Consider the following 18746-nt stretch of genomic DNA (forward strand, 5'->3'; position numbering starts at 1 on the left):
AATATCGGCCAGAAGATTCTCAACTCCTTCACCATCAGCATTGGTGCGGTGCTCATCAGCCTGTTGCTGGCTTTTCCGGTCGCTTATGCCGTGAGCGTGGGCAAGCATCGTCTTCGCCCTGTTGTCATCACATTGAGTGTCTTGATCTTCCTGCTCCCTGTTGAGTCGGTCGCATTCCCCATCTACTTGCTTTCCAAGATGACTGGTCAATATGGCAGTGTCGGGTTCCTCATCATGCCGTTAGGAATTATTGGCAGTGCATTCGCCATCTTCCTCCTTGCCAACGTCATGAATCACATCCCTTCGTCACTTGCTGAAGCTGCAGAGATCGATGGCGCCAACAAGTGGCAAGTGATGTGGAAGGTTGGTCTTCCCCTCATGACCCCCACTGTTTTGACTGTTGCTTTGCTGTTGTTTGTGAACAACTGGAATGAGTATTTACTCACCTTGCTGCTGTTGCCGGACTCAGAGAGTCAGACTGTTCCGCTAGCCATCTCCATGGTCAACTACGGCCAGTTCGGCGGGGCTCCTGGTGAACTCATCGCGGCAGCAAGTGTTCTCGCTGCGCTGCCCTCCCTGCTCGTGTTCTTGTTCTTCCAGCGCACCTTGGTGCGGGGCATTACCGCAGGGACGCAGTAGTTCACTTCGCATGAACGGTCGCGAGCTCATCCCAGCGGGTGGTGGCGCGCAGTGAGAGCATCTCTCGCTTCATCTCCCAGTGACGTGGGGATTTGAAGCCGGCGGCGCCTAAGCCAATGCTGAAGGCGCCGTGCTTCTCCATCACGGTATCCAGCACTTCACCGAGCTGTCTGCTCTCATGAACGGGAGTGAACAGGTCGAGATATTGGTGGGAGGTCTTGGGGCTGACGTCATGCAACATGATTCCTGCCCGCACATACTTCCTGCCATCCTCAACGCATTCCAAGAGAACAGAGCTCGCTGCTTTGAGAATCTCCACCGGATCATTGGTGGGAACCGAGAACACGGCGTTTCTGTAGGGGGAGTGGAAGGGTTCATTGGCAAAGCGGGAGGTGCCGGCGAAGCAGGTCAATGCTCCGGCCACAGAACCCTGCTTACGCAGGCGTTTGCTCACTCTCTGGGCATAGACCGCCAGAACCTCTTCCATCTGCTTACGCGTGGTCACAGGCGTGGCAAAGCTGCGGGAATACATCACTTGGTTCTTCACTAAACGCTCACCTTCGAGCTTGATGCAGTCAATACCGCGCAGTTCATAGAGCGAGCGCTGCACCACCACCCCAAACTTCTTTTTGATGCGGACCGGGTCCGCATCCCTGAGGTCTTTGATGGTGTGGATGCCCATACTGTTCAGGCGCTTACTCAGACGCCTGGCAATGCCCCAGATGTTGTCCACTGGCAGGGCTTCCATAATCCGGTCAATGTGTTCGGGGGAGAAGGTGTCGAGATTACATACGCCATTCAGCCCAGCGGATTTCTTAGCCCCGCTATTGGCCAGCTTGGCCTGCGTCTTGGATCGGCCAATGCCCACGCAGACGGGTAAGCCCAGCTTGTTCTGAATAGCGGCTTTGATGTCATAGCCCAGGGCGACGAGCTCCTCGGGCGTTCCCTTGACCTCGAGGAATGCTTCGTCGACGCTATAGACCTCCACGTGAGCGGAGAACTCATGCAGGATGCTCATCACGCGGGAAGACAGGTCGCCATAGAGCTCGTAGTTGGACGACTTGGCAACCAGTCCTACGGATGGTGCCCAGGCAGAGATCTTGAACCAGGGGATGCCCATCTTCACGCCGAGTGCTTTGGCCTCTTTGCTCAGTGCCACCACACAGCCGTCGTTGTTGGAGAGCACCACAACAGGCTTGCCTTCCAGGCTGGGGTCAAAGACGCGCTCGCAGGAGGCGAAGAAACTGTTGACGTCAACTAAGGCAATGCGGCGCTGAGATTCGGGCAGGGAAGCTGAATCAAACATGGTGGAGACACCTGGTGACAACACCCCAAATGGTGAGTTCACTCAAGGTGTCCACGGCAATATCGGGAAAGCGAGGATTCTCTGCTTTCAAAAGAACGCGTTCCGAACGAATGTATAAACGCTTGAGGGTCAGCTCACCGTCGAGCACTGCCACCACGACGTCACCGTCGCGAGGTGTCAGGGCTCGATCCACGATGACTTCGTCACCATCGCTGATGCCAGCATTTTTCATACTGTCGCCGGCAACTCGCACGATGAAGGTGGAGTTCACGTCTTTGATCAAGTGAGTGTTGAGGTCTACTCGGCCATCAAAATAATCTTGCGCGGGGGAAGGAAAACCTGCTTGAACTGCAGTGGAGGCAGCCAGAATCGCCGGGAGTGACTCTCCCGAGAGTGGTCGAACCACTAATTCTGTTCTTGGCTGAGCCATGCGGATCCCCTCCTGTTGTTCGAATATATCTTCGAATAGTTGAGCATAGCCCACGGACAGCCGTCACACCACTGCCCAAAATGCAACGGCGCCACTTGTAATCAAGCGGCGCCGTTGGGTGAGAACTGGTCTTTAGGCAGAAGTCAGTTGCTTCTTGCCTAGGTCGTCAAAAAGTTGCTGATTGAGCGTGAACGAATACTGAACCTCTTCGACTAATTGAGCGATTTCTTCGTCGCTGAGAATCAAGCTGTCGAGGGTTGCTCGGTAGTTCTCCTTGTAGTGAACGATATTTTCAATCTCTGTGAAGTTGCAGAAGTTCAACTGTTCCGGGGTTGCACCGTAGTGCCGGGCTACAAGTGCCGAAATTGCCTGGCCTCCAGAGAGATCTCCGAGGTAGCGGGTGTAGTGGTGTGCGACGAGGCGAAAATCTGCTCGACCGTTCAGTCGCATCAGCGCTGAACAGTATTCTGCGAGGCCTTCACTGGAGGGGAATCGTTCACGCCAGTCTGCGGCTCCCAAGGCAACGAGGTCACGTTCAATGGAAGCGAATCGATCGAGTTTTGGATCCCAGAGATCTTCGGAAGAGACGAAAGGCTCGCCTTGGTGTGTTTGTAGTTCAAGAGCTTCGTATACCCAGGCCAGATTGGCTAGATATGCCGCGTATGCATCAAGGTCTAATTCCCCGCGCATGAGCTGTGTGATGAAGCTACTTGATTCGGCAGCCTTGTGCTGTGTTGCGGATGCTTCTTTCAGCAACTGTGAGAGTGGTGTTGACATAAAGATTCCTTGAGAGTGGCAATTTACTTAGGTAAGGCTAACCTAACTAATTTGAAAAAGCTACAGCTAAATAAGCAATTTTCTGGAAAAGGTTGGATTGGAACATCGATAGTTTTGCCGAAGTTTTTTCCGGATTTATCTGACATACACAGGCGACAAGGGAAAGTCCCATCCGTAAAGCAAGTAAAAAAATCCCCCGGAATTCCGGGGGATTTCTCTGTGTGGAGGGGATGACGGGAATCGAACCCGCGTGATCAGTTTGGAAGACTGAGGCTCTACCATTGAGCTACATCCCCGTGCTGCCCACAACCAGTTGGCGCGGGGCACTCGACCTATCTTATACGTTAGAGTGGTACTCGGTCATTTCGCCTCGGCGAATACCGGCCTTGCTTGAGTTTCTTTCATGAATAACTTCAGTGCAGGACCGGGGCGTAGCTCAGCTTGGCTAGAGCGCCCGCTTTGGGAGCGGGAGGTCGCAGGTTCGAATCCTGTCGCCCCGACCACATCCAGATCCATCACCATCACAAGCAGGAGTACCCCTTCGTGAAGACTAAGGTCGAAAAACTCAGCAACACCCGCGCGAAACTCACCATCACGGTGACCGCAGATGAGCTGAAGCCAGCAATCAAGCACGCCTACGAGCACATTGCTGAATCCCTCAACATCCCCGGCTTCCGCAAGGGCAAGGCACCTGCGGCACTGATCGACCAGCGCGTTGGTCGCATGGCTGTGCTCGAGCACGCTGTGAACGAAGGCCTTGAAGGTTTCTACCGCCAGGCAGTCGTCGACGAGAAGGTGCGCCCCATGGGTCGCCCCGAAGCAGACATCACCACCTGGCCAGCCGAGAAGGACTTCACCGGTGACCTCGTTGTCACCATCGAGGTTGACGTTCGTCCCGAGGTTAAGCTTCCCAAGCTCGACGGTCTCACCGTTGAAGTTGAAGCAGCTGCTGTGTCCAAGGAAGACGTTCAGAAGGAACTCGACGAGCTGCGTAGCCGCTTCGGCACCCTCGTCACCGTTGACCGTCCAGCAAAGAAGGGCGACTTCGCTCAGCTTGACTTGGTTGCAACCATTGGTGGCACCGAGGTTGACACCGCACAGTCCATCTCCTACGAGGTTGGCTCGGGCGAGCTCATCGAGGGTATCGATGAAGCTATTGACTCTCTCACCGCTGGTGAGTCCACCACCTTCGAGTCCAACCTGCTTGGTGGCGACCACGAAGGCGAAAAGGCACAGATTGCTGTCACCGTTACCGCTGTCAAGGAGCGCGAGCTTCCCAAGGCTGACGATGACTTCGCTCAGATCGCATCTGAATTCGACACCATCGCTGAGCTGACCGAGAGCCTCAAGGCTCAGGCAGAGCAGCGCAAGGTTGCTGTTCAGGCTCGTGAAGCACGCGAGAAGCTCGTTGCTCAGCTCGTTGAAGCAACCAAGATTGAAGTTCCTCAGGCTGTTATCGATGACGAGGTTCACCGCCACCTCGAGGGTGAGGGTCGTCTCGAAGATGACAAGCACCGTGCAGAGGTCATCGAAGAGTCACAGACTCTGTTCGCTACTCAGATCTTGCTCGACACGATCGCTGAGTCCGAAGACGTTCAGGTTAGCCAGGACGAGCTCACTCAGTACATCATCCAGGGTGCAATGCAGTACCAGATGGATCCTTCTGAGTTCGCCAAGATCCTCACCGAAAACAACCAGATCGCTTCCATGGTTGCTGAAGTTGCCCGTAACAAGGCCGTCAGCATCATCCTGGGCAAGGCAAAGGTTGTGGACACCAAGGGCAAGGCAGTCGACATGAGCGCATTCGCTCTCGTGGAAGACAAGAAGGCTGAGAAGCCCGCCAAGGCTGAGAAGGCACCTGCCGAAAAGAAGCCAGCTGCAAAGAAGCCCGCAACTAAGAAGGACTAGTTCTTCACACTTTTATGCGTTTAGCCACGTATGGAACATTGGGGCCAGGTAAACCCAACCATCATCACCTTTCGATGATTGACGGGAACTGGTCAACAGGTTCTGTGCGTGGCTTTTTGCATGATGCTGGCTGGGGTGCTGATCTGGGATTCCCCGCGATAGTTCTTGATCCAACAGGTCCAGAGGTTTCTGTTGATGTGTTGGAGAGTGAGCAGCTCTCAGAACATCTCGAACGCCTAGATGATTTTGAAGGCCCTGCTTACGCGAGGGTGCTTACCGAAGTGACTACTTCAGCCGGCAAGGTTGAAGCCTATATCTACGTTCTAGCCCAGTAGGTGCTGCACGAAGCTGATCAGCAAGCTCATACCCAAGGTGAACATCACCACGGCAATGATGGCGTCAAGAACGCGCCATGCTGAAGGCTTCTTGAATACGGGATCGAGCAGACGTGCTCCAAAGCCCAGAGTGCTGAACCAGATAATGCTGCCGAGTATGGCGCCGGCGGCAAACCACCAGCGGTTGGCTTCATAGGTTCCAGCAACTGAACCCAAAAGTAGAACGGTGTCTAGGTACACATGCGGGTTCAGATAGGTGAGCGCTAAAGCTGTTCCGGCGGCAACTTTGAGGCTGACTGCCTTTCCGCCGGTGTCTGTGTTGAGAACTTCAGGCTTCCACGCACGCTTGGCTGCCATCACGCCATAGGTGCACAGGAACACACCGCCAATGACTTCAATGAGAAGTAATAGCCACTCGAGCTGCTGAATGATCGCACCCAGCCCGGCCACACCGACTGCAATGAGGGCAGCGTCCGAGAGTGCGCAGATCGCCACGATGACAAAGACGTGTTCTTTGCGAAGTCCCTGGCGAAGAACATAGGCATTCTGGGCGCCAATGGCCACGATAAGAGAGAGTCCAAAGCCCAAGCCGGCGAGCGCAGCAGCAAGAACAGGAGTCATGCATTCAGTGTAGTTCTCAGCTGATGCGTGGCTGTCTCAAGGTGATTTCACAGACTGTTTTTGTTTACTGGGGGAGAAGCCTCCAATGCCTCATTGAATAGTCGGGTCTCCTCACGTCTCTAGGAGCCCGACTTTCATTTGCTTGCTGTGGGCGAACGCCACTCCGCCTGAGGCGAACACTGCCGTGTCGAGGGTGTGTGCTCCGCTAGATTCGAAACACCGCAAGAGAAATGTCTCGTGGTTGTTGAAATGGAGCTGACATGGCCGAAATGGTAATGCCGAACAATGTGTTTGAGCGTCTTCTGAAGGACCGCATCATTTGGTTGGGTTCAGACGTGCGTGACGACAACGCCAACGAGATTTGCGCGAAGATGTTGCTTCTTGCTGCAGAAGATGCCGAGAAGGACATTTACCTCTACATCAACTCTCCTGGTGGTTCGATTACTGCCGGTATGGCGATCTACGACACCATGCAGTTTGTGCCCAACGACATCGTGACTGTGGGTATCGGTATGGCCGCTTCCATGGGCCAGCTGTTGTTGACTTCAGGAACTAAGGGCAAGCGTTACATCACCCCCAACGCTCGTGTTCTTCTTCACCAGCCTCACGGTGGTTTCGGTGGAACCGCATCTGACATTCAGACTCAGGCAGCGCTCATCAACTCGATGAAGCAGAGCCTGGCCAAGATCACCGCTGACCAGACCGGCAAGTCCGTTGAGCAGATCAACGCTGATGGTGACCGCGACCGCTGGTTCACTGCTCAGGAAGCTCTCGAGTATGGCTTCGTTGACCACGTTCGTGCATCCGCAAGCGACGTCGCTGGTGGCGGCGGAACCAAGACTGCGTAAGCGCCGGAAAAGATACGAGGACTCATTATGACTATTCCTAACTTTGAGAGCCGTTACGTTCTTCCTACTTTTGAAGAGCGCACCGCTTACGGTTACAAGCGCCAGGACCCCTACGCCAAGCTGTTCGAAGACCGCATTATCTTCCTCGGTGTTCAGGTCGATGACGCATCTGCTGATGACGTCATGGCTCAGCTTCTCGTTCTGGAAAGCCAGGACCCTGACCGCGACATCGTGATGTACATCAACTCTCCCGGTGGTTCCTTCACCGCGATGACCGCGATCTACGACACCATGCAGTACATCCGCCCCCAGGTTCAGACTGTCTGCCTCGGCCAGGCAGCTTCCGCTGCAGCTGTGCTGTTGGCAGCTGGTGCTCCTGGCAAGCGTTTGGCTCTGCCTAACGCTCGCGTACTCATTCACCAGCCTTCAGCTGGCGACGGTGGACGTGGCCAGGCTTCGGATATCGAAATCCAGGCCAAGGAAATCATGCGTATGCGTGAATGGCTGGAAGAGACCCTGTCTAAGCACTCCAACCGCTCGATCGAGCAGGTCAACAAGGACATCGACCGCGACAAGATCCTCTCGGCTGCAGAAGCACTCGAGTATGGTCTGATCGACCAGGTTCTGACCTCGCGTAAGAACGCTGTGATCACCGCGTAATTTGAAGAAATTCAGAGAAAACCCCGGCTTCGGTCGGGGTTTTCTGCATTTCGGCACGCCGACACCCAAATCCACAGGTGAACGGGAAGGTCTGTGGTTCGGGTTAGGCTCGAATGTCTCATAAAACAGACGTTCTAAGGAGTTGACCATGGCACGTATCGGCGAAAGCGCTGACCTGCTCAAGTGCTCCTTCTGTGGCAAAAGCCAGAAGCAGGTAGCTCAGCTCATTGCGGGCCCTGGCGTCTACATCTGTGACGAGTGTGTTGAACTCTGCAACGAGATCATTGAAGAACGTCTCGCAGAGGCGAACGAAGAGGGCGTCATCGCAGATTTCGATCTGCCGAAGCCCCGCGAAATCTTTGCCTTCCTGGAGGAATACGTCATTGGCCAGGAGCCTGCCAAGAAGGCTCTCTCGGTTGCGGTCTACAACCACTACAAGCGCGTGCGCGCAGGTGAGGGTGTCAAGACCGCCGAGGACAAGGCCAACGAAGTTGAGATTGCCAAGAGCAACATTCTTCTCATTGGTCCCACCGGTTGCGGTAAGACCTACCTCGCTCAAACTCTTGCTCGCCGTCTGAATGTTCCGTTCGCTGTTGCAGATGCAACATCGCTGACGGAAGCCGGCTATGTCGGTGAAGACGTCGAGAACATTCTCCTGAAGCTCCTGCAGTCCGCTGACTTTGATGTGAAGCGTGCTGAACAGGGCATCATCTACATCGATGAAATCGACAAGATCTCCCGCAAGGCAGAGAACCCTTCGATTACGCGCGACGTGTCCGGTGAAGGTGTTCAGCAGGCACTGCTGAAGATCCTTGAAGGAACTATTGCTTCTGTTCCACCACAGGGTGGTCGTAAGCACCCCAACCAAGAATTCATTCAGCTGGACACCACCAACGTGTTGTTTATCGTTGCCGGTGCGTTCGCAGGTCTGGAAGACATCATTCAGTCCCGTGCAGGTAAGACTGGTATCGGCTTCGGTGCTCCCTTGCAGAGCAAGGACGAAGCACGCGATTTCTTTGCTGAGGTTCTTCCTGAAGACCTCCACAAGTTTGGTCTGATTCCTGAGTTCATTGGCCGTCTCCCCGTTATTGCCACGGTGTCGCCACTGGATCGCAGCGCACTGATCGACATCCTCACTGAACCTAAGAACGCTCTGGTCAAGCAGTACCAGCGCATGTTTGCTCTCGATGATGTGGAGCTCGAATTCGAGCCCGCAGCTCTGGATGCGATTGCTGACCTCGCTGTGCTTCGTCAGACCGGTGCTCGTGGCCTCCGTGCAATCTTGGAGAACGTCCTGGGTCCCATCATGTTTGAGGTTCCCTCGACCGATCAGATTCACAAGGTCATCATCACAGCGGAATGTGTCAGCGAGAACGCAGCGCCCACCATCATTCCTCGCTTGGCATCCGCCATCGTTGATGAGCCTGAAGAACGCACTGCCTAAACAGCACTGCTAATATTTCTTTATCGCCGTAACAAGCGAGTAAGCGACTGCCGAGCCCGGCCCACGCTTCGCGGATAACAATCCTGTTTATCCTTCATGCGAATTGTGACCCGAGGAATTTCGATGAGTAACGCACCTGCCACTAGCTCTTCTGAGCTCAACATTGGCGTGCCCTTTTCGTTCGAGGTCTACCCGCCCCGCAACCCTGAGCTCCAAGAAGCACTTCACCGCACCATTCTTGAGCTAGCTGCCTCCGGCCCTGACTTCATCTCTGTCACCTATGGCGCGGGTGGATCCTCTCGCGATGCCACCTTGGACTGCGTTAAGTTCATTCTCGCTAACACTGACGTGGAGCCCATGGCTCACCTCACCTGTGTTGCCGAGTCCTACCAGGGCGCCAATGAGCTTGTGAGGACTTTTCTTGATGCAGGCGTGCGTTCATTCCTCGCGCTGCGTGGAGACGCTCCAGAGGGCACACAAGAGGGCGAGAACTTCCTCGGAGACCTGGGAAGTGCCGCAGAGCTCACCCAGCTCATTCACCGCGTTCAGGCTGAGCGTGAGCCCTTTGTCTTTGAAGAAGAACCCCGCTGGCATGCAGGAGCTACTCGCCTGAGCCAAAAGCGTGAGTTTGTCCGTATTGGTGTTGCTGCATTCCCCAACGGCCACCCGCAGTCACGTTCCAAGACACAAGACATTGATGTTCTTTTGGCTAAGGAGGCTGCTGGTGCCAACCTGGCCATTACTCAACTGTTCTTCCACGCTGATGACTATCTTTCTTTCGCGCAGAAAGCGAAAGAGGCTGGCCTCACCATGCCGATTATTCCCGGAATCATGCCCGTGATTAGTCCGGGTCGTCTGCGCCGCATGATTGAGATCTCGGGCGAAGAGATGCCCAGTGATCTTGAGATTGCTCTCGAGATTGAGCCCACCGCTGAAGGGCAGCGCGAGATTGGTGTTGAGCACGCGGCCAGTCTGGCCAAGGAGCTCATTGCTGGGGGAGCACCAGGTATTCACTTGTATGCGTTCAACCAGAGTGGTCCTGTTCTGGATGTACTTGGTCGGCTCAATAACTAAATCACAACGTAAAAGGCCCCACACGCTGTATTCAGCATGCGGGGCCTTTAGCTTTCTGGGGCTTAGACCGAACGGAGTACGGTCACAACCTTGCCCATGATGGTGGCGTGGTCGCCCAGGATGGGTTCGTAGTTGCTGTTACGGGGCAATAGCCAGGTGTGACCATCGCGTTGACGGAAGACCTTCACGGTTGCTTCATCATCGAGGAGTGCAGCAACGATGTCACCGTTCTCTGCAGTTTGCTGCCTGCGAACGACAACAAAGTCGCCGTCGCAGATAGCAGCGTCGATCATGGATTCACCCTTGACCTTGAGCATGAAGAGTTCACCCTGCCCAACAAGCTGGCGGGGGAGAGCCATGGTGTCTTCGGTGTTCTGCTCTGCAGTGATAGGTCCACCGGCTGCAATCTGTCCTACGAGAGGAACGTGGACCGCTTCTCCCATGGGGAAGACGTTGTCGGCAACAGGTGCTGGTGTGCGAGCAGCTGTGCCCTGACCAAGTACCTCGAGTGCACGGGGGAGCTTGGGGTCGCGACGGATGTAACCGCCGAGTTCAAGCTGCTGAAGTTGGTAAGTAACGCTCGCCAGTGAGGAGAGACCTACAGCATCACCGATCTCCTGCATGGAGGGTGGGTAGCTGTTCTGATCAATGTAGGTAGTGATGACGTCGAGGATGAGCTGCTGCTTGGCGCTCAGTCCTTTGCGTCGTTTGCTTTCGCCAGCTGGTGACTCAGTCATGGCTTATCCGTTTCTGTTGGGTAAGTTCCAAGCTTCCCGACGTGAATGTCCGTGGCTCGTGATGAACTTTTCTCAATACCGAAAGAGTATTCGAAGAATGTCAATAAAACAAACACATATTCGAAGATTCTTGAAGTTTTATCCATAACAACCTTCAATATGTACTTGACATTGAAGAAATACGAATATATCTTCGAAACATATCTTCGAATCGGGTTCTCCCGGCCGAGGGCCCGATTCGAGATAAACACAAGGAAAAGGAGAATCTCATGAGCGCAGTACTCGCATTCACCGCACCAATCCACCGTCCCGTTGAGCCCGAATACATTGATGAGCCATGCAGTGAAGCTGGCAATGTCCGTGGGTCGCACCAGATTAACAACGTGACTTACGTGAACTTCCTCCCCGCAGCAGAACCCAAGACCCGTCTTCGCATCACCAAGCGCGGACGCCGTGTCCTCACCGCCGCAGTTGCACTGCCCCTCGTGATCGGCGCTCTTGTCGCCGCACTCAACAGTGGTGGCGCAGCAGCAGTTGCTGAAGGTGCCTCTAACGACTTCACCTACGTCACCATCGCTCAGGGTGAAAGCCTCTGGCAGCTCGCTCAGGAGATCGCACCGAACGCAGATCCTCGCGACGTTGTTGCTGAGATTGTCTCCCTCAACCAGCTCCACGGAGAAGTCCAGGCTGGTCAGAAGATTGCGATTCCAGCCGGGTACTAAACCTTCAATTCCCTTTCCTGAGAATGCCGGTCCCTTCGGGGGCCGGCATTTGTGTGTTTGCTACGCCCGTAAACTTGTTATGTGACCAGCTTTGAAGATCTCCCTATCCGTGATGACCTGCGTGGAATGAAGCCCTATGGCGCTCCCCAGGAACACGTGAGGGTTGAGCTCAACGTGAACGAGAACACACACCCCGTTCCCCCTCAGGTTGTGATGGACATCATGGGGCGCATTCACACGGCACTGGGTCGCATCAACCGTTACCCTGACCGTGAATTCACCAACCTTCGTGTTGCTCTTGCTGACTACCTCGGCCACGGTCTGGAAGCAGAGAATATCTGGGCAGCCAATGGCTCAAATGAGGTCATTCAGCAGCTCCTGCAGGCATTTGGTGGACCTGGGCGCTCGGTTCTGGCTTTCCCTCCGACCTATTCCATGCACTCGATCATTGCGGCGGGAACGGGAACCCAGTGGATCCCAGCTCAGCGTGATGCTGACTTCGAGATTTCACCGGCAACTGCGGTCGCGGCAATTGCTGAGCACAAGCCCGACATCGTCTTCTTCTGCACGCCCAATAACCCCACTGGTACTCCTGTGTCGTTGGAAACCATTGCAGCTGCCTATGACGCCACCGAAGGAATTGTCTTTGTCGATGAGGCCTACGCCGAGTTTGCCCCCGAAGGTGAGCCCACAGCTCTGAGCTTGTTGGCTGGACGCCCACGCCTAGTCGTCTCTCGCACCATGAGTAAGGCTTTTGCTTTCGCAGGTGCTCGTGTGGGCTACCTCGCTGGTGACCCTGCAGTCGCAGACGCTCTGCGCTTGGTGCGCTTGCCGTATCACCTCTCTGCGTTGACTCAGGCTGCAGCTGAAGGCGCTCTTGCTCACACTCCTGCCATGTTGGCCATGGTGGATGACATCCGTGTTCAGCGTGACCGTTTGGTCACTGAGCTAGCAGCTCTCGGATACACGCCCTATCCCTCCAGTGCGAACTTCGTACTCTTTGGTGGAGTTCGTGATCCCCAGGATGTCTTTGAGAAGCTTCTTGCGCAGGGAATCATCATTCGTGACATCGGAATGCCAGGCCACTTGCGTGTGACAGCGGGTACTGAAGCAGAAACAACCGAGTTCTTGAACGCATTAGCTGCCCTCGATGGCTCGATCAATGGTGCTCTCTAAGCCCTACTAAACTGGTGTTATGACTACAGCACCGCGCATTGCGAGCATTTCTCGCACCACGAGCGAGTCAAGCATTGAACTCACGATCAATCTTGACGGCACGGGTGTGAGCAACATCGAGACGACTGTTCCGTTCTTCGACCACATGCTGACCGCGTTTGCTAAGCACTCATTGTCTGACCTCACAGTCAAGGCTTCTGGTGACATCCACATTGATGTTCACCACACTGTTGAAGACATCGGCATTTCTCTGGGTCTCGCCATTCGCGAAGCACTCGGCGACAAGGCCGGTATTTCCCGCTTCGGCGACGCACTTGTTCCTCTCGATGAGGCACTGGTGCAGGCCGTCGTGGACATTTCTGGACGCCCATTCCTGGTTCACTCAGGTGAGCCTGCAGGTTTTGAATTCCACCTCATTGGTGGCCACTTCACTGGTTCTATGGTTCGCCACGTTTTCGAAGCAATCACCTTCAATGCGGGTCTCACCACCCACATCACGGTGTTGAACGGCCGCGACCCTCACCACATTGCTGAAGCTGAATTCAAGGCGTTTGCTCGCGCATTCCGTCAGGCCAAGGCTCTTGACCCTCTCGTGCAGGGAATCCCCAGCACTAAGGGTGCTCTGTGACCCAAAAGTCCGTCGTTGTTTTCGACTACGGCACGGGGAACATCCACTCCGCCATCAAAGCGGTTGAGCTCGCAGGAGCGAAGGTCGAACTGACGCGCGACAAAACAAAGTGCGCTGAAGCTGATGGCTTGCTTGTTCCTGGTGTCGGGGCATTTGCTGCCGTCATGGAAGCGTTGAATGCTGTTGATGGTGGCGAGATCATTGAGCGCCGCCTTGCTGGTGGTCGTCCTGTGATGGGTATTTGCGTGGGCATGCAGGTCATGTTTGCCAACGGACTCGAAGGTGGTGTTGATACTCCCGGTCTTGGCGAGTGGGATGAAACCGTGCACAAGCTCGATGCACCAGTTCTTCCCCACATGGGCTGGAACACTGTTGAGGTTGGTGAGAACTCGCAGCTGTTCAAGGGCATTGAGAATGAACGCTTCTACTTCGTGCACTCCTATGGTGTGACCGAGTGGAACCTGGATGTCATTCCTCCTTTCCCCAAGCCCTCAGTGACATGGGCCGAACACGGCCAGCGCTTCATCGCTGCTGTGGAGAATGGCCCACTTGTTGCTACCCAGTTCCACCCTGAAAAGTCAGGCGAAGCAGGTATTCAGCTGCTGCGCAACTGGCTCGAGACTCTCTAAAGAACAAAGGAATACACCCTCATGACTGCGCCTATTCTTGAGCTGCTCCCCGCTGTTGACGTCGCTGAGGGTAAGGCTGTGCGCCTGACCCAGGGTGCTCTGGGCACCGAAACAGACTTCGGTGACCCCGTTGACGCCGCAGCAGACTGGGCACGTCAGGGTGCTGAATGGATTCACCTCGTCGATCTCGACGCAGCATTTGGTCGCGGAGAGAACCGCGCCCTGTTGCGCCGGGTAATCGTCGAAGTTCCTGGCGTGAAGATTGAACTTTCTGGCGGTATTCGCGATGACGCCTCTCTCGAGAATGCACTCGAAAGCGGTGCTACTCGTGTGAACTTGGGAACTGCGGCACTTGAGAACCCTGATTGGGCAGCGTCAGCTATTGAGCGTTTCGGTGACCAGATTGCCGTGGGCTTGGATGTGCGCGGTGAAACACTCGCAGCACGTGGCTGGACAGAAGAAGGCGGAAACCTGTGGGACGTGCTCGCACGTCTCGAAGATGCTGGCTGTTCCCGTTACGTCGTGACCGATGTCACTCGCGACGGCATGCTCAACGGCCCTAACTTGGAACTCCTGACGGCAATTACTGAGAAGACCGGTAAGCCTGTCGTGGCCTCTGGTGGCATTGCGAGCCTCGATGACCTGGTTGCACTGCGCTCACTGGTTCCCATCGGTGTGGAGGGTGCGATTGTGGGCAAGGCTCTCTATGCTCAGAAGTTCACCCTCGAACAGGCCATCGCGGTCGCCTACAACTAGGACACATCATGTCTCACAACCACGACGGTCACATGTTTGGCTCTTCTGACAGTGCCGACTCCGCTGGGCAGCCCTGGGAAGGTCGCGAGTTCGAAGAGAACCCTTTTGCCACAGATGATGGCACTACTCCCGAGCACCTCAAACTGGCTCTGGATGCCTTTCATGGTCTTCCCTTGGATTCAGAGGAACGTGCCGGCCGTCACATGAACGTCGTGGATGCCATTCGCATCTCGCGCTTCCTTGTTCCTCTCCTGGCGGAAGCCGGGGATGTGGGAGTGAACGCCGCCGGTCTCGTCGTCGATAAGACTCAAGAGTTAGCCATTGTCACCGTCGCTGGTCCCACTGGCCAAAAAGTTCTTCCTGTCTTCACATCGGTCGAAGCTATGCAGAAGTGGAAGCCAGAGGCACGTCCCGTTCCTGTTGAAGCACGTCGAGCAGCGCTCGCCGCTGCTGCAGACGGTGCTCAGTGGATTGTTATCGACCCGCAGAGTTCCACAGAGATCGTGCTCCGTCGTCCCACAGTTGAGGCAATTGCTAAGGGAACACCATGGGTTCCTAATCACATTGATCCCATGCTGCAGAAGGTGTTCAACGACTCGATTGAAGACGAACCCTTTGTGAAGGCAGTTCGCCTCACTTCTGGTGACCCTGATGCGCGTGGTTTTGACGAAGAACTTGTTGTTCAGGTGGTTCTTCCACCGAGCCTCGAACAGAACGAAGTGGAGCGCGTTGTGCGCTCACTGTCGAACAAGTGGTCTCAGCACAGCATCTTCTCGGAGCGTGTGGATTCGATGCGCTTGACGCTCGTTCCTGCGATCTAACTCAAGAACTTCAGTGGAAACCCAGCCCTAAACGGGCTGGGTTTCTTTGCTGAGTGTGGTGATCGAAACGTGACGCTTGCGTGAGATGGCGAGTGCTGTGAACAGCACTCCGCCCAAGCTCCAGAGCACCAGTGCGGTTACAGCTGAGGCAAAGCCTGAAACGTTGCCGGAATTGATGACTGCTTGGAGCGCTGTCACAGCGTCATTTGCAGGAGTAAATGTCAGCAAAGTATCCAGCAGCTCAGGAACTGTTGAGATGACACCAGTCACCAAGATGAGGATTCCCACTGCAAGAGAGACCATGCGTCCGAAGCCACCCAGGATGGCATTCAGTGCTTGGTTCGTTGCCGTGAAGGCAACGCCAATCAACGCGGCAATTGAGGTCACGCTTGCCCATTCGCCAAGGTCATAACCATTGGCCACGGCAATAACCGTCGCAACAGCAGCACCCTGAATGATTCCCACAATCGCCGGAACCACAAAAGATCTGGTTGCCAATGACAGTGAAGAACGGGTGGACTCGAGTAGTCGCTGGGGGAGGGTCCGCAGGCCGATAAAGATGGCCAGTGCACCAATCCAGAGGGAAAGCACCACATAGAGCGGGGTGCTGTTTGCGCCGAAGGTCAGTGTTCCTGCATCTTTGAGTGCCACAGGTGCTGTGACAACCTCGGAGAGCTTTTTCGTTTCAGCTTCGGTATAAACAGGAATGTTTTCCACTGCAGTGTCGAGTCCGGTGGCTAGGCCAGCAGCTCCACCTGCGACTGCTGTGGTGCCAGAGGCGATGCCTTCCACACCTGTCGCGATGCCGGTGCTTCCAGCAGCGAGCTCAGTAATTCCGCCACTGAGTGTGGAAAGCCCGCCAGCAAGACCTGAGGTCCCGGCTGTCAATCCAGCTAAACCGCCACAGAATTGAGCCTGTGCGGGGGCAACAACGACTTGGGTGCATGTTGCAGACAAACCAGCAAGACCATCTGCGAGCTGCTGGGCATTTCCTGGAATCGCAGCTGCCTGAGATTGCAAAGCCCACATACCGTTAGAAAAGGACGTTGCGCCAGATGAGAGAGTATTTGCCCCATCGGCAAGCGAAGAGATGCCGCTACTGAGCTCGTGAGCACCTGTTGCTGCCTTGCCCAAGCTTTCGCTCAGGGTACTGAAACCAATGAGAACGTTCTCGATGTAGCTCGCACTGAGCTGCTGGTTCAGCAGAGTCACTGCAGTTGAGGTGATCGCAGTTGTCAGGGCGTCATCAACAAGTCGGGTTTTGTCACTCGAGGTGACATCAATAATGGCTTGCTCGGGGTTTGAGGCGTCGCTGAACGAAGATGTTGCAACCTCAGAGAAGTTCTTGGGGATAGTGACGACAGCGACATACTCGCCGCTTTCCAGGCCTGCCTTGGCTCCAGCGTCATTGGTAATGACCCAGTTGTAGTTGGTGTCACTGCCACCACCATCAACGAGGCCTGCGGTCAATAGGCGGCCCAGAGGAGTGAGTTGACCATTGATGGTCACGGGCTCATCGTTGTTCACAATGGCTGCCGTGACGGTGTTGAGGCGGTCTGTGGGGTTCCACAAACCCCACATCAGAGTGCCCACCACAATCAGTGGCACGAAGATGAGTGCAGCCAAGGTGATGATGCGAGGCTTACCCTCGGTCTTGGCGGAGTTCTTGGATAGGCGTGTGATGAGTGTGGCCATGATTATGCCTGCACTTTCTTGCTCGAGGACGAGGCATGGTCGAGGTCAAGCACCACCGAGTTAACGCGGGCGCTGAGGAAGTTACCCCAGGTCTCGACAGGCATATCGTTGGTGGTTCCGACAAAGACGGTGAGAGTATGACTTGCCTTGGAAGCTACTTCGCGGGCTGCATTCAACGCGTCAGCAACGGCATAGCGCTCACTCTCTGAGGAGAGGAAGTCAATGTTGTCGAGAATGATGACGTGTGGCTTCTCTGAGGAGGCATCCTCGATAGCTGCCACCGTGTTGCGGTTGGCGTGCTCAGCAACGTCAATCAAGGCTACTCGTGAGCGCACAGCTCCTGATCGCACAGGTAGGACCATGTCAGCGACCTTGAGCTTTCCGGCGTCAGGATCAAGGCGACCACTCAGGGTCAACAAGAGTGCCGAGGTGGCAATCTTGTCGCTTCCGGTCACAAACAGGGTTGTTCCGTTCGGAACGGTGAAGCTGAGGTTCTTGAAGTAGGAGCGGGTGCCCTCAGCATTTTTCAGGCTCAGCCCTTCTGCTGCGACAACCACGTTCTTTTCGGCAGGCCAGTTAGCGAGTTCAAGTTCGTGCTGAACTCCTTCACCTTCCACGTCGAAGTGGGGGAGAACGCGGTCAAGCCACTTGGGCATGTACCAGGCCTTGTCGCCCAGGAGCTGGAGCACGGCAGGAACAAAAGTCATGCGCACAATGAAGGCGTCTACAAAGATTCCCACGGCCAGCGCTAGCGCGATGGCCTTCATGCTGCCGTCACTTTCAGGGACGAATGCGGCGAAGACAGCGAACATAATGACTGCTGCGGCTGTAACAACCTTCGCGGAGCCCACGAAGCCGGTCACGATCGACTTCCGTGCCTTGCCTGAGTGGACATAGTCCTCACGCATGCGGGCTACGAGGAACACTTCGTAGTCCATGGCCAATCCGAAAAGAATACCCATCACGATGATCGGCATGAAGCTGATCACAGGACCGGGTTTGTCCACATGGAGTAGTTCAGCCCCCACGCCCTCTTGGAGCACGAGAGTGACCACGCCGAAGGCGGCCACCACGCTGAACAGATAACCCACGGCTGCCTTGATGGGGACCCAGATGGAGCGGAAGACCATAGTCAAGAGAATGAGGGAAAGTCCCACCACCACGATGCCGAAGGGAAGTAGGGCATTACCAAGCAGCGTGGAGATATCAATTCCGCTGGCGGTGAAGCCGGTGACAGAAAGGTCAACGCCATACTTCTTCTGGAAATAGTCATGCTTGTCGCGAATGGCTTGAACTAGAGCTTTGGTCTCGGGGGAGTCAGGTGCACCCTCGGGGATGACCTGAATGATGCCGGTGTCTGCGGTCATGTTGGGCGTAGCAAGTGGGACTGCTGCCACGCCTGGAATCTTTTCCAGCTCTGACTTGAGATCATCCATCAGTCCCAGTGGATCAGTGCTGGTGACGATGGTGCCAGTTACCAAGAGGGGGCCATTGAAACCCTCACCAAAGTTCTCAGCGACAAGGTCGTAGGTGCTGCGCG

General features: G+C 55.2%; 20 protein-coding genes and 2 tRNA genes. 14 read left to right on the top strand and 8 right to left on the bottom strand.

Annotated features, from left to right (window positions below; translation table 11 throughout):
• Positions 1 to 639, top strand: a 639-nt coding sequence (locus Q0362_RS07525; RefSeq protein ID WP_298122090.1) for a carbohydrate ABC transporter permease, incomplete at its 5' end; no start/stop codon positions are given.
• A 1-nt stretch (position 640) separates the two neighbouring features.
• Here the strand turns inward: Q0362_RS07525 and Q0362_RS07530 are convergent.
• The 4 genes from Q0362_RS07530 to Q0362_RS07545 all read right to left on the bottom strand — a co-directional run bounded on the left by Q0362_RS07530 (position 641) and on the right by Q0362_RS07545 (position 3448).
• Entirely contained in the window at positions 641 to 1945 is a 1305-nt protein-coding gene (locus Q0362_RS07530; RefSeq protein ID WP_298122093.1) for a Y-family DNA polymerase, read from the bottom strand.
• Complete coding sequence (umuD, locus tag Q0362_RS07535) at positions 1938 to 2375, bottom strand: LexA family transcriptional regulator (protein ID WP_298122096.1); 438 nt, start codon at positions 2373 to 2375, stop codon at positions 1938 to 1940. The genes Q0362_RS07530 and umuD overlap by 8 nt, the downstream gene beginning before the upstream one ends.
• 132 nt (positions 2376 to 2507) lie before the next feature.
• A complete protein-coding gene (locus Q0362_RS07540; protein ID WP_298122099.1) occupies positions 2508 to 3152 on the bottom strand; it encodes a heme oxygenase (biliverdin-producing) in 645 nt (214 codons plus the stop codon).
• Positions 3153 to 3374: 222 nt separating this feature from the next.
• Positions 3375 to 3448, bottom strand: a tRNA-Gly gene (locus tag Q0362_RS07545).
• Positions 3449 to 3577: 129 nt separating this feature from the next.
• Between Q0362_RS07545 and Q0362_RS07550 the strand changes: the two genes are divergently transcribed.
• The 3 genes from Q0362_RS07550 (at position 3578) to Q0362_RS07560 (ending at position 5395) form a co-directional block, all read left to right on the top strand.
• Positions 3578 to 3655: transfer RNA gene (locus Q0362_RS07550), tRNA-Pro, on the top strand.
• 40 nt (positions 3656 to 3695) lie between these two features.
• The gene (gene tig, locus Q0362_RS07555; protein ID WP_298122102.1) at positions 3696 to 5060 is read left to right on the top strand and encodes a trigger factor; all 1365 of its coding nucleotides are present in this window, start codon (positions 3696 to 3698) and stop codon (positions 5058 to 5060) included.
• 74 nt (positions 5061 to 5134) lie between these two features.
• Positions 5135 to 5395, top strand: a complete 261-nt coding sequence (locus Q0362_RS07560; protein WP_298122105.1) for a gamma-glutamylcyclotransferase — start codon at positions 5135 to 5137, stop codon at positions 5393 to 5395.
• Here the strand turns inward: Q0362_RS07560 and Q0362_RS07565 are convergent.
• Positions 5384 to 6016: a LysE/ArgO family amino acid transporter gene (locus Q0362_RS07565; RefSeq protein ID WP_298122108.1), complete on the bottom strand. Its 633-nt coding sequence runs from the start codon at positions 6014 to 6016 to the stop codon at positions 5384 to 5386. The genes Q0362_RS07560 and Q0362_RS07565 overlap by 12 nt on opposite strands.
• Before the next feature lie 260 nt (positions 6017 to 6276).
• Here Q0362_RS07565 and Q0362_RS07570 point away from each other — a divergent pair, with 260 nt between their 5' ends.
• The 4 genes from Q0362_RS07570 (at position 6277) to Q0362_RS07585 (ending at position 10042) form a co-directional block, all read left to right on the top strand.
• The gene (locus tag Q0362_RS07570) at positions 6277 to 6864 is read left to right on the top strand and encodes an ATP-dependent Clp protease proteolytic subunit (RefSeq protein ID WP_280803864.1); all 588 of its coding nucleotides are present in this window, start codon (positions 6277 to 6279) and stop codon (positions 6862 to 6864) included.
• Positions 6865 to 6891: 27 nt separating this feature from the next.
• Positions 6892 to 7524 carry an ATP-dependent Clp protease proteolytic subunit gene (locus Q0362_RS07575; RefSeq protein WP_280795264.1) on the top strand — a complete coding sequence of 211 codons (633 nt, stop codon included), beginning with the start codon at positions 6892 to 6894 and terminating at the stop codon, positions 7522 to 7524.
• A gap of 148 nt (positions 7525 to 7672) precedes the next feature.
• Positions 7673 to 8968, top strand: coding sequence for an ATP-dependent Clp protease ATP-binding subunit ClpX (clpX, locus tag Q0362_RS07580; protein WP_298122116.1), 1296 nt, complete (start codon positions 7673 to 7675; stop codon positions 8966 to 8968).
• A 123-nt stretch (positions 8969 to 9091) separates the two neighbouring features.
• Positions 9092 to 10042, top strand: coding sequence for a methylenetetrahydrofolate reductase (locus Q0362_RS07585; RefSeq protein WP_298122118.1), 951 nt, complete (start codon positions 9092 to 9094; stop codon positions 10040 to 10042).
• 62 nt (positions 10043 to 10104) lie between these two features.
• Here Q0362_RS07585 and lexA read toward each other — a convergent pair whose 3' ends face one another.
• Positions 10105 to 10779 (bottom strand): transcriptional repressor LexA, encoded by a 675-nt coding sequence (lexA, locus tag Q0362_RS07590; RefSeq protein ID WP_298122120.1) that lies wholly within the window; start codon positions 10777 to 10779, stop codon positions 10105 to 10107.
• Between the two features lie 269 nt (positions 10780 to 11048).
• Between lexA and Q0362_RS07595 the strand changes: the two genes are divergently transcribed.
• The 6 genes from Q0362_RS07595 (at position 11049) to Q0362_RS07620 (ending at position 15511) form a co-directional block, all read left to right on the top strand.
• On the top strand, positions 11049 to 11501 hold the full coding sequence (locus Q0362_RS07595) for a LysM peptidoglycan-binding domain-containing protein (RefSeq protein ID WP_280795268.1): 453 nt from the start codon (positions 11049 to 11051) through the stop codon (positions 11499 to 11501).
• Positions 11502 to 11582: 81 nt separating this feature from the next.
• Positions 11583 to 12677: a histidinol-phosphate transaminase gene (locus Q0362_RS07600; protein WP_298122122.1), complete on the top strand. Its 1095-nt coding sequence runs from the start codon at positions 11583 to 11585 to the stop codon at positions 12675 to 12677.
• Between the two features lie 19 nt (positions 12678 to 12696).
• Positions 12697 to 13305, top strand: coding sequence for an imidazoleglycerol-phosphate dehydratase HisB (gene hisB / locus Q0362_RS07605; protein ID WP_110233659.1), 609 nt, complete (start codon positions 12697 to 12699; stop codon positions 13303 to 13305).
• Complete coding sequence (hisH, locus tag Q0362_RS07610) at positions 13302 to 13934, top strand: imidazole glycerol phosphate synthase subunit HisH (RefSeq protein ID WP_298122125.1); 633 nt, start codon at positions 13302 to 13304, stop codon at positions 13932 to 13934. Before hisB ends, hisH begins: the two co-directional genes overlap by 4 nt.
• Positions 13935 to 13955: 21 nt before the next feature.
• Positions 13956 to 14690 carry a bifunctional 1-(5-phosphoribosyl)-5-((5-phosphoribosylamino)methylideneamino)imidazole-4-carboxamide isomerase/phosphoribosylanthranilate isomerase PriA gene (gene priA / locus Q0362_RS07615; RefSeq protein WP_298122128.1) on the top strand — a complete coding sequence of 245 codons (735 nt, stop codon included), beginning with the start codon at positions 13956 to 13958 and terminating at the stop codon, positions 14688 to 14690.
• Positions 14691 to 14698: 8 nt separating this feature from the next.
• The gene (locus Q0362_RS07620) at positions 14699 to 15511 is read left to right on the top strand and encodes an SseB family protein (RefSeq protein ID WP_298122131.1); all 813 of its coding nucleotides are present in this window, start codon (positions 14699 to 14701) and stop codon (positions 15509 to 15511) included.
• 27 nt (positions 15512 to 15538) lie between these two features.
• Here the strand turns inward: Q0362_RS07620 and Q0362_RS07625 are convergent, their stop codons facing one another.
• A complete protein-coding gene (locus Q0362_RS07625; protein ID WP_298122134.1) occupies positions 15539 to 17206 on the bottom strand; it encodes a YhgE/Pip domain-containing protein in 1668 nt (555 codons plus the stop codon).
• Positions 17207 to 17208: 2 nt separating this feature from the next.
• A partial coding sequence (locus Q0362_RS07630) for an MMPL family transporter (RefSeq protein WP_298122137.1) occupies positions 17209 to 18746 on the bottom strand: 1538 nt, incomplete at its 5' end.

This window comes from uncultured Aurantimicrobium sp. (assembly GCF_936931525.1).
Classification (GTDB): Bacteria; Actinomycetota; Actinomycetes; order Actinomycetales; family Microbacteriaceae; genus Aurantimicrobium.

Coding starts and splice junctions, on each gene's coding strand:
- Q0362_RS07530 (WP_298122093.1), bottom strand. CDS start 1,945: ATGTTTGATTCAGCTTCCCTGCCCGAATCTCAGCGCCGCATTGCCTTA.
- umuD (WP_298122096.1), bottom strand. CDS start 2,375: ATGGCTCAGCCAAGAACAGAATTAGTGGTTCGACCACTCTCGGGAGAG.
- Q0362_RS07540 (WP_298122099.1), bottom strand. CDS start 3,152: ATGTCAACACCACTCTCACAGTTGCTGAAAGAAGCATCCGCAACACAG.
- Q0362_RS07560 (WP_298122105.1), top strand. CDS start 5,135: ATGATTGACGGGAACTGGTCAACAGGTTCTGTGCGTGGCTTTTTGCAT.
- Q0362_RS07565 (WP_298122108.1), bottom strand. CDS start 6,016: ATGACTCCTGTTCTTGCTGCTGCGCTCGCCGGCTTGGGCTTTGGACTC.
- Q0362_RS07570 (WP_280803864.1), top strand. CDS start 6,277: ATGGCCGAAATGGTAATGCCGAACAATGTGTTTGAGCGTCTTCTGAAG.
- Q0362_RS07575 (WP_280795264.1), top strand. CDS start 6,892: ATGACTATTCCTAACTTTGAGAGCCGTTACGTTCTTCCTACTTTTGAA.
- clpX (WP_298122116.1), top strand. CDS start 7,673: ATGGCACGTATCGGCGAAAGCGCTGACCTGCTCAAGTGCTCCTTCTGT.
- Q0362_RS07585 (WP_298122118.1), top strand. CDS start 9,092: ATGAGTAACGCACCTGCCACTAGCTCTTCTGAGCTCAACATTGGCGTG.
- lexA (WP_298122120.1), bottom strand. CDS start 10,779: ATGACTGAGTCACCAGCTGGCGAAAGCAAACGACGCAAAGGACTGAGC.
- Q0362_RS07595 (WP_280795268.1), top strand. CDS start 11,049: ATGAGCGCAGTACTCGCATTCACCGCACCAATCCACCGTCCCGTTGAG.
- hisB (WP_110233659.1), top strand. CDS start 12,697: ATGACTACAGCACCGCGCATTGCGAGCATTTCTCGCACCACGAGCGAG.
- priA (WP_298122128.1), top strand. CDS start 13,956: ATGACTGCGCCTATTCTTGAGCTGCTCCCCGCTGTTGACGTCGCTGAG.
- Q0362_RS07620 (WP_298122131.1), top strand. CDS start 14,699: ATGTCTCACAACCACGACGGTCACATGTTTGGCTCTTCTGACAGTGCC.
- Q0362_RS07625 (WP_298122134.1), bottom strand. CDS start 17,206: ATGGCCACACTCATCACACGCCTATCCAAGAACTCCGCCAAGACCGAG.